Genomic DNA, 12,169 nt, shown 5'->3' on the forward strand with positions numbered 1-12,169 from the left:
CGATGCCTTAAAAAACTTTACGCTTCTTTCTGTTCCAATTCTTTTTCAAGCTGGACAATCCTGGCATCGATCGTATGCCGATTATAATCCGTATGGACCTGGTGCTCGATGCGATCGATATAATGCTCCATTTCTTCAAACATCGCTACCGGTTTGGCTTCGGAACTGCCTCCGTCCAAAACCCGATTGATTCGGTTGTTTGCCCGGGCAATATTTTCCCTGCCCATCAGTTCCAACCGCTTTAGATGCATATCCTTCAGCTTATGTTTCATTTCTTCATATTTCCGCTCCAGCTCAGCCAACTGAACCTCTGCACTTTTATGCGCCTCTTTCAAACTTTGCGCCCGCTCTTCATAGTGCAGGCTTTCCTTGACAGCAAATTCCATCAAATCGGTTTCTCCCGACTGCTTGGCAATCTCAGCCTGATGCTTACGTTTTTCAGCCAGATTTTGCGCTTGATTATATTCACGCGTAAACTCTTCTTTCAAAAGATATTGACGTTCAAGCAACTTACCGACCTTTTCCGTCTCCTGCTCACATTGACGCAAATATTGATTTAACATCCCTATTGGATTTTTTTGCTCCTTTTTATCCAATAGATCGTGAAAATCAGCCGAAATCGTTTGTTTCATTCTTGAAAATAAATTACCCATTCCAATTACATCCCTTCTATTAGTTCTTATTCAACTCTTTCCACTCTCTTTCAAAATTTGAGAATGGGTCACTTTCTTTCGATGATGCACTTTCATCATTTTCATTCCATTTTTTATAAACCAGGTAAAGAACATAAGCTGCCACCAGTCCCAATATTGCCGGGATATGGGAAATAGAAACGATCAGCACTATAATGGAGACTGACCCCCACGCAATCTTCGCCCCTGTCGATTCGGACTTCATGAACTGCTTGAACCCAAAGTATAGGATCGCCAAGCAAATCGCCAGGCTGATCAGTGGACCAACGTTCGCCAGCAACAGGAAAAGTGCGATCAGTCCTACAATAAATAAACCAAATTTCTTCATTGTTTTCGTCCTCCTTTCTATGTTTATATCTTATCTACTTTTACAAGTTCGTATAATGAGCCTTAGCTATATTTTCTAGTAAGACTTAAGGCGTAGACGCTGTAAGTCCGATGCTAATGAGAGTGTTTTGGCGGTTTACTCGGGAATTTGCACCTTACTTGTAAGATTGAGTGATATATTCGTGGGTTTGAGCTATATGATCGTGAATTTTGCTGTTTTACTCGTGAATTTGCGCTATTTACTCGTGAATTCTACGGCTTTACTCGTGAGTTTGGGCACTTTACTCGTGAATTCCGCGGCTTTACTCGTGAGTTTTAAAATAAAAAAATCTTCCGATTGTATATAACCGGAAGATTGGTGAGCTGCCATTATCATTATACATATAAGCCTTCGACGTAGACTGAGGTGATGGTTTGAGCGATTTCTTCTACTGAACTTCGATGTTCGTTTCGGACGATTTCCCACAGATACATTTCATTTGTGAAAAACCATCCTCTTGCGACAAGCTCATGGTTTAGTTCCGTTCTTGCCAGCCCATTTTGCTGTGCATAGGCGACGTCCTGTGAAATTCGCTGAATGAACTTCATGCGGATCGCTTTCCATTTATCTGAAATAATGGTTGATATGCCAATGGCCTGTTCGAAAACTTGCATCATATTGCGTTCAGCTTCTGCCATTTTCAAAAATGCATTAGCTTGTCTGTTGATGATATGTTTTGCTTCGTCTTTTGATTTTGGGAAGAAAGAGGTCTCGGCAATTTCATAGAATTGCTCCATTACATTCTCCATTAATACAATTAACAGATCCTCTTTCCCTTTAAAATGAACATAGGCCGTCCCGTATCCGATGTTTGCTCTTTTGATCATTTGGGAAATAAGCGCAGCTTGATAACCTTCTTCAAGAAATATTTCCTTTGCAGCTTCCAATAGCTTTTGTCGTGTCATGATCGAGCGTAAATGCCGTTTATCTCCTACTTTGCCATTCTCCATGCTTATTCCTCCCTTTATCTTCTAGCATAAAGGATTTCCATAAAATAAAAAACATTTGTTGGAATGTCAGTTTTAATGTTTATAATTTTCTGAATTAACTTATTGACACCGTGTCATATTCTTTGGTACGATTCTCCTAGAATTTAAAAAAACTAATATAGGAGGATGATTATGGTTTCTGAATATACATTGGATCACGCTAAACAAATGGATGAGAATGATACGCTTAAAGATTTTCGGGAAGAGTTTTATTTAAAGCCGGATTCCATCTATATGGATGGAAACTCATTGGGGCTTCTTTCGAAAAGGGCTGAACGCACTCTTCTGGAATCTTTGGAAGATTGGAAAGAGCATGGGATTGATGGATGGACGCAAGGGAATCACCCATGGTTTTTCATGGCTGAGAAATTGGGCGCAAAGATGTCCCAATTGGTCGGAGCTTCTCCCGAGGAAGTTATTGTAACCGGCTCCACAACAGTAAATCTGCATCAGCTTGTAGCTACTTTTTATAAGCCTGAAGGAATGCGCAGAAAGATTTTGGCTGATGAATTAACCTTCCCGACTGATATTTATGCTCTTCAAAGTCAGCTGCGTACACATGGATACGATCCGGAAACCGATCTCATCCGCGTGAAAAGCCGTGATGGCCGATTTCTTGAAGAAGATGACATCATCGAAGCAATGACCGATGACATCGCTTTGATCATCTTGCCAACGGTCCTGTATCGCAGCGGTCAAATACTGGATATGAAACGATTGGCTGATGAAGCCCATAAAAGAGGAATTGTAATCGGATTTGACGGATGTCATTCCATCGGTGCCATCCCGCATTCCTTCAGCGAATGGGATGTGGATTTTGCTTATTGGTGCAATTATAAACATTTAAATGGCGGCCCTGGCGGTGTTGGCGGTTTATATGTAAATCGAAAACATTTTGGGACGATGCCTGGATTGGCTGGATGGTTCGGCTCCAAAAAAGATAAACAATTCGATATGGAACATACCTTAACACCAGCTGAATCAGCTGGAGCGTATCAAATTGGCACGCCGCATGTGTTAAGTTGTGCACCTTTGATTGGGTCTTTGGACATTTTTATAGAAGCTGGAATTGAAAATATTCGTGAAAAATCCCTGAAAATCAATCAATATTTAATGGATTTAGTCGAATTCGAATTGGAAGACATGGGCTTTTTCATTGGAACTCCCAGAGAAGACATCCGCCGCGGTGGTCATGTAAGCCTCGAGCATAAAGAAGCTGCACGGATATGCAAGGCATTGAAAGAGAACGGTGTCATTCCAGATTTCCGTGCACCTAACATCATTCGCCTCGCCCCGGTTGCACTCTATACTTCTTATGCGGAAGTTTGGGAAGTTGTACAAATACTCAAGAAAATCATGTCAGAAAAACAATATGAAAAATACAAGAATGAGCGTGAAGTGGTCGCATAACCCGGAGTTCCGCCAGATGGGGCTCATCTCTCAAATGGTTAATTAATTAGGGCAGGATAAAATCTTTTTGATAAAAAGGAGATGAACTATGGAGAAAAACAATACTCAATTGAACTTTAAAGATGAGCCAGAAAAAGGATTAAAGCGAGAGCTGAAAACAAGTCAGCTTTCCATGATCGCGATGGGCTGTGCCATCGGGACGGGGCTATTTCTTGGCAGCGGACTTGCGATTCAAGCGGCAGGGCCAAGTGTATTGCTCAGTTATGCTCTTGGGGCGTTCATTGTCTTACTATTGATGGGCTGTTTAGCCGAAATGACGGTTGCCCACCCTACTTCCGGATCTTTTGGGGCCATTGCGGAAAAGTACATGAGTCCAATGGCAGGCTATCTTGTCCGCTATTCCTATTGGATTGGCAATGTTTTGGCCGTTGGGGTTGAAGTAAGTGCAGTCAGCGTATATATGAATTATTGGTTTCCGACCGTGCCGGGAATCGTATGGATTTTGTTGTTTGCAGGTGTCCTGATTTATGTAAATGCTACCAGCGTGAATACATTCGCGACATTTGAGTATTGGTTCTCCTTTATTAAAATAAGTGCCATTGTTGGTTTTATCCTACTTGGAGCCTATGTACTGTTCGGTTCATCCGAACAGCCGCATATAGGACCGGAAAACTTCGTGAATGAAGGCGGTTTTTTCCCATTTGGTTTGAAGGGGATGTGGATAGCCGTATTTATTTCTTTATTCAGCTTTCTTGGAACTGAATTGATAGCGGTTACATCAGGGGAGGCAAAAGATCCGGATGCAGCCGTCCCAAAAGCATTAAAAGCGACTGTGTTCCGTTTATCCACTTTCTATGTGCTGACAATCGGCATCATGCTGATGATCGTTCCTTGGAAAACGGCCGGGATCGAGGTAAGCCCATTCGTAAAAGTGATGGAAATCCTGAACATTCCAGGTGCATCCGGAATCATGAACTTTATTATTCTAACGGCTGCCATATCTGCCATGAACGCTCAGCTCTATGCTTCAACACGGATGATGTTTTCATTGGCACGCGGAAAACATGCACCTACCTTTTTAGGAAAGTTAAACAAAAGCGGTGTTCCTACGAAAGCCCTTGCTGTCTCTTCAACGGGGATTTTCATCGCTGCAGGCGTTCATGCGTTACTTCCTGGTTCATCCTATGCTTTCATGATGGGGATTTCCATGTTCGGTGCCATGTTCACATGGCTCATGATCTTCATTTCCCATTTGTTTTTCAGGGTGAAATGGGAGAAAACCGGAGGACGCAAATTACCTGTTAGGATGATCGGTTTCCCCTATTTAACGATACTAGGAGCCGTTCTTCTATTCAGCTTGATGATTACGTCATGGTTTACGGATTTCAAAATCATGCTTCAATTCGGGATTCCTTGGTTACTATTTTTAGCTGTTGCTTATTTTGTTTCAAAAAGAAGAAATATTAACCATAATGTAATGGAAGAACCTTTGGAAAAGAAGATAGAATAGAATGACGGAATAAATAGTTTTTTGCGAAAAGTGAGGAGATTGCGGAATGAAGAATACAGATAAAAATGAACAAACAATAACGGGTTTAGAGAAAGAAATTCAAACCGACTTTCAAAAATCGATGTCCTATGGAGATTACCTCCACCTTGATAAGATTTTAACCAGTCAGCATAGATGTTCCGATCATCATGATGAAATGCTATTTATCGTTATCCATCAAGCGAGTGAGCTATGGATGAAGCTCATTTTGCATGAATTGACAGCAGCAACTGAGTCCATCCGCCAAAACAGGTTGGAACCTTCGTTTAAAATGCTATCCCGCGTTTCGAGGATCCAGCAGCAATTGATCCAGTCATGGAATGTCCTATCAACTTTAACGCCGGCTGAATACATGGAGTTCAGGGATAAACTGGGACAATCTTCCGGATTCCAATCTTATCAGAATCGCTTGATTGAATTTGCATTAGGAAACAAAAATGTCCATACGCTATCCGTCTATCAGCACCAAACGGATTTATACGAGCAAATGCAGCAGGCCCTTCATGAGCCAAGTATTTATGACGCGGCGATCAATGCTCTTGTGGCGCGCGGATTACCTATTGATCAAGAAGCCATCAGCAGGGATTGGTCACAAAGGTATGAACCAAATGCCAGTGTTGAAGAGGCTTGGCTGACAGTTTACCGCGATGTAGAGCAATATTGGGACTTATATGAGCTGGGCGAAAAGTTAGTGGACATTGGCCACCAACAGCAATTATGGCGTTTTAATCATATGACTACAGTGGAAAGAATCATTGGTAATAAACAAGGTACTGGCGGATCATCAGGTGTAACGTATTTAAAAAGAGCACTGGATCAACACTTTTTCCCAGAGCTATGGAGTCTAAGAACGAAGCTATAAGATATTCAAGAAACAGCCAGTAGAGACGGAGGTAAATGCATGGGGACATGGATTGATATTTCACAACGTCTGGATGATAACGTTGCAGTCTGGCCTGGAGATACACCTTTCTCTTATAAAGTCAATTGGAGTAAAGAACAGAGCGGATCTGTCAATGTCGGTCAAATCAAAATGAGTATCCATACCGGTACCCATATTGATGCACCTTTTCATTTCGATGATGATGGAAAAAGAGTGATTGATTTGGATCTCGACTTATATATGGGAAATGCCCGAGTTATCCATTTACCAAACAAGACAAGCATCGGAGTCGATGAATTATCCCATATAGATCTACAAGGCGTTACCCGACTGTTAATTCGCACGGATGCATGGAAGGATCGAAGTATGTTTCCACAAACCATTCCACATATCCAGCCAGAATTAGCGGCATATCTATCAGAACACGGCGTCCGTCTAATTGGACTTGATTTACCATCAGTAGATCCACTGGATAGTAAAGAGCTGTCTGCCCACCATGAACTTGCCGATCATGGCATTCACATTTTGGAAGGACTTGTATTGGACGGCATCGGACCGGGTAATTATGAGTTGGCAGCCCTCCCTCTTCCTTTAGTTGAAGCAGATGGAAGTCCGGTACGTGCTGTGTTGAAAAAGTCGCCCTGACAAAATGTTTTCAAAAAAACGAGCCAGATCAAAAACTGATTTGGCTTGTTTTTTGTTGTAATCATTAACTATCAAATTTATCTCCCTAAACCACGTGCATCTATGTTATAATTTTCAGAATTCATCGCTAAGAGTGGAGGTCCGAATATGGAAAACTTTTATCTGTTCATCATCATGTGCATCCTTCTCATCATCTTACCTGGTCCAGATACAGCAATAGCCACAAGGAACACCGTTGCCGTTGGGACGTCGGGAGGTTTTAAAACGATGTTCGGCACATGCTGTGCCCTGCTCATTCATACATCTGCTGCCGTGTTCGGGCTTTCAGCAATCATTGTGAAATCCGCTTTATTATTTTCCATCTTCAAATATGTCGGTGCCGTTTACTTGGTATATCTAGGCTTCAAGACACTATGGGGATTAAGGAATAAGCAAGTGGCCGCAGCGGCGGAAACGACGGTCAAAAGTAAGTACGAAAACCAGTCATGCTTTAAGCAAGGGTTCCTTACCAATCTGCTGAACCCTAAAGTGGCCGTCTTCTTTTTAACGTTTCTGCCTCAGTTCGTGAATCCGGGGAATGATACGTTTTTACCATTCCTGATCATGGGCATGACGTATACCGTTTTAACTGCGTTGTGGTTTGTATTTTATATCTATCTGCTGAACCAAATCAGTGCTTTTATGAAAAAGCCTAGAACCCAAGCGATATTCGAGGGGATAACCGGGACGGTCTTGATTGGTTTCGGGATAAAGCTAGCTCTAGAAAAAGCTCATAATTAATTTGAACTGCACCCTAATTGTTAGACAATTGGAGGTGCAGTTTTTAATATATTGGGGTTCTGGTACAGGCGTAGGGATTTAAGTACTTGCTGAGTTATGTTACAATGAAAACCATAATATGGTTTTTATTGCAAGGAGCAAAAAGTACATGACAACCATTGAAGTTAAGAAAACAAAAGATATCGGATTAGGTTCACTTTCTTTCGTGCTATGCTTATTGGGAATATTGTTTACGTTTGAATTTGGCGATAAATCTTGCATGGGAGATCATATTTAACATACTATCGGAATTAGCGGCTGGTCAAATGGAGATTCAGGTATTCATTATACAGTGTTCTATTCGGCTATCTTTTTCATCCCCTCCTTTATTATTGGTCATATATATCCCGATAATAGAGCAAAAGCAGGGAAAATCATATCAGGCATCCTATCAGTTCTTATCCTTTCAGCACTAATAACGTTTATTATCTCTTTTGAGGCCTGGGTATGAGCCCAATAATGCCGAGCTCATACCCCACTTTAGAGTTCAGTCACTCAACATACCCATTCACGAAAAATCCAATCGTTTCGAGCTCGTCCTCAGTTAAATCCCGCTTTAATCCTTTAGCCAATTCCTGCTCCATTAAAGCCCGGTTTCCCCGATGTTCGACCACCGCTCTGGCACATTCTTTCATTAGCTTAAGCTCCGCCTCCATCTCAAGTCTCGTGCGAGGCTGATCATGATGGGAAAGTATATATGTTTCGGCATCATAGGCTTCAATTTTCTTAACAAGCAGCAAAGCTTGTTCAGCTGTATAATTCCATTTTTCCGCATAAAGATTGGCATACAGGCAGTCTCCCAGAAATAAGGTTTTTTCCTCCTGTATATAAATGATGCAGGAATCTTTGGCATGGTCGCCGCCAACATGTTCTATGACACAGGTTATCTCGCCGAGATCGATCGTCATCGTTTTTTCAAAGATGATATCGGGCAGGGGGAGGGAAATCTCTCTATTCGTCCCATGTTCCAATTTGATTGCATCGGCACAAAAGGCAATCTCCGTCCCTTCTTCGACACGTTGATCAAGGGCCCGATCTTCCCATGAAAGCTGCTGCATATCTTTAATGTTCGTGTATGTTTTTTCCTGACAAATCACCGGAATCCCGATATTCTCCAGTCCGAATACATGGTCCCAGTGTGAATGGGTAAGAACGAGGAAATTCCCGCTTATATCATTCCGAAGCAATTCGTCCTCAAAGAGCTGCGCATGCCTGACAGAGTTACCGGCATCGATGATGAGCGTTTTCTTGTTTCCCGTCACGGCGGCAAGAACCGGGCGATCCGTTTCCTGAACTGGCGGCAGGTAGACAATATGTTTCGATAGGTGCTGTAATGTTTGCATGTTTCTGTTCTCCTTACGATTATTGTGAATAGCTTGCTCAAGTATAGCAAATTACATATGTATTCATAAGATAATCTCCGCAAAAGGCTAAAAAGACAACAATCACTGAGATTGCTGTCTTTTTAGTCATGTTTCAAATGAACCTATTCCAATATACCGTAATTTTCGAGAGGGCATTTAAAAAGGTGGCCTTAAAAAAGGACTCTTCCCTTTTCCGATCTTCTGGGAGTTGTCTATATTTTTTATTGTCCGCAATGAGTGTACTATTTTTGATTTTTGAATCCATGGCTCCTATCAACTGCGCTGCAAATCTTTCACTATCGATGACCACCATCGATTCCGTATTTAAAAAGGCAGATCGAGAATCCAAATTGTAGGAACCCACTGCACTTAATCGTCGATCATAGACAACCGATTTACCATGCAAAGAATAAGGCTTTGAATATTCATAAAGCCTTGCCCCCGTCTCCACGACGCTATCCCTACGAGCCAAGTAACCGGAAAAAGCGATCATATTCGGGGTTGATGCAGCCGAGTTGGTAAGTATGGTCCAATCAGCCTTTGAATCCAACTGCTTCGGTACATATTCCTTCAAGGCATCCGCAGGGACAATATAGGGGCTTTGGATGTATACCGATTGATTGGCGTTCGCAGCAATATCCAATAAAGATCTCCACACAATAGGGTATTTGTTGAACCGTTCGATCGGATTATGAATGAAGGACACTTTTTTAGTAGGTGTAGTAGCCTTATCCCAATCGACGACTGGGTTCACGAAATCGGTTTCAGTGCGCAAAGCTTTGCTGTATTTTTTCGCTAATGCACCTCTTTCGCGTTTTCCTTTTTCCGTTTGCCTTTTCGACAGGTCCGAAAAAACATCGCTCGTATAAGGATGGGTCCATAATTCATTCAAATAGCCCTTCATTTCAACGATTACACTATCTTTCTCCTCTTTAGCATTGAAAATGAGTACATCCCTGTCATAGACAAAATTCCTCGGCGGCTTGCTTGCTAAGTACTTATCGGCAATATTCCTCCCTCCGATGATGCCTAACTTTCCATCTACCGTGATGATCTTGTCATGAAGGCGATTATGCCAGGTCCACGGCTTAAATGGCTTAAAGGTTTCGTAATATCTTAATTCAATGTTTTCATGTGAAGCCAATGCATAACGGGCACTGCTTAATTGACCTCTGAGTCCATGAGATATTCCATCCAGAAGGATTCGGACTTTGACACCTCGGTCAGCCGCATCGATCAAGGCTCCAAGAAAAAGCTCGGTTGATTCGCCTTTTCCAAAAGCATAGTAGGCAATATCGATTGAATGCTGGGCTTCCTGGATCATTCGCATTCTGGCGAGTCCCGACTCATAACCGTCTTCGAAAAGCAGGACACGATCCACGGCGGCTTCCTTCTCTCCCATATATTCACTTACCTGTTTTATCGGCCTGTTTTCTTCTTTTTCTGCTTTGGGGAAAAGAACAACAGCCGTCACAACTACATAAAGGAAATATAATAGAAGAACAAGCAAAAATCCTTTGATTGCCGTTTTTACAGTCATTGAGCACTCCCCCCTTAAGCGATATTTTATTACTATTCGTAATATGCAAAGACTCTATTCAACATCTGCAGGCTTGATACAACCGGGAGGATTTTTCACCTTTTAAATGTGACAAAGTGGTGAACATGAAAGCAGTTGCATAATATGATATAGAAGGAGGGATTTCATGCTTAAACAACCTGATAGAATAAGTATCTTCAATTATTGTTTTGCATTAGGGGTATCAGAGGTTTTCTTTTTATCCAGCTTTTATCTTTCCATTCTTGACGTTTCATTATTTGCGATCGCTTTGCCATTTTCCGCGTTATTTCTAATGTTCTCCTTGTACCTATTCCTTCGAACGCACAATGCAGTAAAGACCTTACCCAACCAAGATGAACGAAGAAGGGAAATTCATGCATTCTATCATCAATCATTCGGGATTTTCACGATCATTTTTTTCACTTTACTTTTTGTTGCTTTAGCTTTCATTCCCTTGCTTGATAACGGAGGGCATTTCTATCTGCTTTATTGTTTACCGATGGCCTTGCTTTGTATGATTCCTGCGATTGTTTCTTATAAAGGGATGAAATCATTCAAACTGGAAAACGGCAGGAATTTAACGAAAATCTAAATGATTTTACTTTTATTCAAGATTTCATCCAGGTTTTTTAGTTGAATGTATAGGGAAAATGAGGATATAATAATAAATATAAAAAAAAGACACTGGTTAAACCAGCGTCTCAATGAACAGCAAACTGCATAAAGAGCAGCGGCTTTCTGTGGTAAGTCAGTTGCTACTCGATCATGAAAGTAACCCTTTTCCTACAAACATCTGGCCGGATGGTATGGAGGGGGTTACTTTTTTAATGTAACCGCGATTACTGCGACGATTAAAGAGGCGAATGAAATCATTAGCATCAGTCCGTCCATAATAGAAATCACCAGCGACACCCCCTTTCTGAAAAGGAGTGACCGCTGCCCACTATACCAAAATGCTGTCCATTTACTATTATATCTGTATTTACTTGTTATTTATAGCCAAAAATAGATGCATTTAGTCTTCTTGATGCTTCACATAAAAAAAATCCCACGTAAAGTGAGAACCATTTTTGCATGTATATCCTTTATTGTTCCACTACACGGCCATCTTTATAAATGTGGAACCACCCAATCGTTCCTGTGCCGCCTTGATCGATCCAATCTTTATTAGCTGCTTTAAAGTTGTAATATGATTTTCCCTTGCCATCTTTCAGCAATCTGCCATCACCGCTGAATACGATGTTGTTACCCAGCTTCTTCTTCCCTAACGCGATCGCGTCTTTCTCCGTGAACTGTCTTCTTTCCACCTTATTTTCATCTAAAGCAGCCCATGTCTTCGGTCCGACGATACCATCTGAAGCTAAGTTATGATCCACTTGGAACTCCCTTACCACATTTTGTGTTTGGGTACCGAAAATCCCATCAACACCTACATGATATTTAACATCTTTAAGGCTTTGCTGTAAGTCTCTTACATAACTCGAACGTGAGCCTTTCTTGAGGGTCGGGCGTGTTTCCGCCTTCGTTTCGATTTTCTGGATTTGACTTCCCTTTGATGCAGCTTCGGTATTTGAAGTCCCCGTTCCTAAAGGGGCCAACATCAAGGCAACTGTTGGAATCATGACCAATAATTTTTTCTTCAACACATATAACCTCCATTCAAATGATCACTCCTGCAGGTTTCTGACACTTCCCTTGGAGCTCATTCATTATAACGCAAGGAGTTATTTTATTGGTGTTTTATTACTTTAATTATAAAAAAATGGTAAATACGATTCATCGTGTCATTTCCAAAAGCCAGCATATGATAAGAAGTCCCGTTTTTTTGAATAAAACAAAAAACATAGTTAATTGGAGAGGAAGGTGCGAGACTCCTGCGGGAAAAGCGCG

Annotated in this window: 13 protein-coding genes; 7 read left to right on the forward strand and 6 right to left on the reverse strand. The window is 41.5% G+C overall.

Going from position 1 to position 12,169, the window contains the following annotated elements:
- Positions 1–17: 17 nt before the first annotated feature.
- From ADA55_RS04215 to ADA55_RS04225, 3 genes are all read right to left on the reverse strand, one after another.
- A complete protein-coding gene (locus tag ADA55_RS04215) occupies positions 18–653 on the reverse strand; it encodes a PspA/IM30 family protein (protein WP_034309579.1) in 636 nt (211 codons plus the stop codon).
- 19 nt (positions 654–672) lie between these two features.
- Positions 673–1,020, reverse strand: coding sequence for a flagellar basal body rod protein (locus tag ADA55_RS04220; protein WP_034309581.1), 348 nt, complete (start codon positions 1,018–1,020; stop codon positions 673–675).
- A gap of 374 nt (positions 1,021–1,394) precedes the next feature.
- On the reverse strand, positions 1,395–2,009 hold the full coding sequence (locus tag ADA55_RS04225; RefSeq protein WP_048679510.1) for a TetR/AcrR family transcriptional regulator: 615 nt from the start codon (positions 2,007–2,009) through the stop codon (positions 1,395–1,397).
- A gap of 171 nt (positions 2,010–2,180) precedes the next feature.
- Between ADA55_RS04225 and kynU the strand changes: the two genes are divergently transcribed.
- The 6 genes from kynU (at position 2,181) to ADA55_RS30920 (ending at position 7,592) form a co-directional block, all read left to right on the forward strand.
- Complete coding sequence (kynU, locus tag ADA55_RS04230) at positions 2,181–3,458, forward strand: kynureninase (protein ID WP_048679515.1); 1,278 nt, start codon at positions 2,181–2,183, stop codon at positions 3,456–3,458.
- Positions 3,459–3,546: 88 nt separating this feature from the next.
- Positions 3,547–4,968: an amino acid permease gene (locus ADA55_RS04235; RefSeq protein ID WP_048679518.1), complete on the forward strand. Its 1,422-nt coding sequence runs from the start codon at positions 3,547–3,549 to the stop codon at positions 4,966–4,968.
- Between the two features lie 46 nt (positions 4,969–5,014).
- Complete coding sequence (gene kynA, locus ADA55_RS04240; protein WP_048679521.1) at positions 5,015–5,869, forward strand: tryptophan 2,3-dioxygenase; 855 nt, start codon at positions 5,015–5,017, stop codon at positions 5,867–5,869.
- Positions 5,870–5,908: 39 nt separating this feature from the next.
- Positions 5,909–6,535: an arylformamidase gene (gene kynB / locus ADA55_RS04245; RefSeq protein WP_048679523.1), complete on the forward strand. Its 627-nt coding sequence runs from the start codon at positions 5,909–5,911 to the stop codon at positions 6,533–6,535.
- A gap of 147 nt (positions 6,536–6,682) precedes the next feature.
- Entirely contained in the window at positions 6,683–7,315 is a 633-nt protein-coding gene (locus tag ADA55_RS04250; RefSeq protein ID WP_048679526.1) for a LysE family translocator, read from the forward strand.
- A 148-nt stretch (positions 7,316–7,463) separates the two neighbouring features.
- Positions 7,464–7,592: a hypothetical protein gene (locus ADA55_RS30920; RefSeq protein ID WP_260089087.1), complete on the forward strand. Its 129-nt coding sequence runs from the start codon at positions 7,464–7,466 to the stop codon at positions 7,590–7,592.
- 253 nt (positions 7,593–7,845) lie between these two features.
- Here the strand turns inward: ADA55_RS30920 and ADA55_RS04255 are convergent, their stop codons facing one another.
- Both ADA55_RS04255 and ADA55_RS04260 read right to left on the reverse strand, forming a co-directional pair.
- Complete coding sequence (locus ADA55_RS04255; RefSeq protein ID WP_048679530.1) at positions 7,846–8,697, reverse strand: MBL fold metallo-hydrolase; 852 nt, start codon at positions 8,695–8,697, stop codon at positions 7,846–7,848.
- Positions 8,698–8,830: 133 nt separating this feature from the next.
- Positions 8,831–10,258, reverse strand: coding sequence for a phospholipase D-like domain-containing protein (locus ADA55_RS04260; protein WP_048679533.1), 1,428 nt, complete (start codon positions 10,256–10,258; stop codon positions 8,831–8,833).
- Between the two features lie 166 nt (positions 10,259–10,424).
- On the opposite strand from ADA55_RS04260, the gene ADA55_RS04265 reads away from it, so the two are divergent.
- A complete protein-coding gene (locus tag ADA55_RS04265; protein WP_048679536.1) occupies positions 10,425–10,871 on the forward strand; it encodes a hypothetical protein in 447 nt (148 codons plus the stop codon).
- A gap of 493 nt (positions 10,872–11,364) precedes the next feature.
- On the opposite strand, the gene ADA55_RS04270 is transcribed toward ADA55_RS04265, so the two are convergent.
- Positions 11,365–11,925, reverse strand: coding sequence for a peptidoglycan-binding domain-containing protein (locus tag ADA55_RS04270; RefSeq protein WP_048679538.1), 561 nt, complete (start codon positions 11,923–11,925; stop codon positions 11,365–11,367).
- Positions 11,926–12,169 lie beyond the last annotated feature (244 nt).

Source organism: Bacillus sp. 220_BSPC (assembly GCF_001054655.1).
Taxonomy (GTDB): Bacteria; Bacillota; Bacilli; order Bacillales; family DSM-1321; genus Peribacillus; species Peribacillus frigoritolerans.

Coding starts and splice junctions, on each gene's coding strand:
- ADA55_RS04215 (WP_034309579.1), bottom strand. CDS start 653: ATGGGTAATTTATTTTCAAGAATGAAACAAACGATTTCGGCTGATTTT.
- ADA55_RS04220 (WP_034309581.1), bottom strand. CDS start 1,020: ATGAAGAAATTTGGTTTATTTATTGTAGGACTGATCGCACTTTTCCTG.
- ADA55_RS04225 (WP_048679510.1), bottom strand. CDS start 2,009: ATGGAGAATGGCAAAGTAGGAGATAAACGGCATTTACGCTCGATCATG.
- kynU (WP_048679515.1), top strand. CDS start 2,181: ATGGTTTCTGAATATACATTGGATCACGCTAAACAAATGGATGAGAAT.
- ADA55_RS04235 (WP_048679518.1), top strand. CDS start 3,547: ATGGAGAAAAACAATACTCAATTGAACTTTAAAGATGAGCCAGAAAAA.
- kynA (WP_048679521.1), top strand. CDS start 5,015: ATGAAGAATACAGATAAAAATGAACAAACAATAACGGGTTTAGAGAAA.
- kynB (WP_048679523.1), top strand. CDS start 5,909: ATGGGGACATGGATTGATATTTCACAACGTCTGGATGATAACGTTGCA.
- ADA55_RS04250 (WP_048679526.1), top strand. CDS start 6,683: ATGGAAAACTTTTATCTGTTCATCATCATGTGCATCCTTCTCATCATC.
- ADA55_RS30920 (WP_260089087.1), top strand. CDS start 7,464: ATGACAACCATTGAAGTTAAGAAAACAAAAGATATCGGATTAGGTTCA.
- ADA55_RS04255 (WP_048679530.1), bottom strand. CDS start 8,697: ATGCAAACATTACAGCACCTATCGAAACATATTGTCTACCTGCCGCCA.
- ADA55_RS04260 (WP_048679533.1), bottom strand. CDS start 10,258: ATGACTGTAAAAACGGCAATCAAAGGATTTTTGCTTGTTCTTCTATTA.
- ADA55_RS04265 (WP_048679536.1), top strand. CDS start 10,425: ATGCTTAAACAACCTGATAGAATAAGTATCTTCAATTATTGTTTTGCA.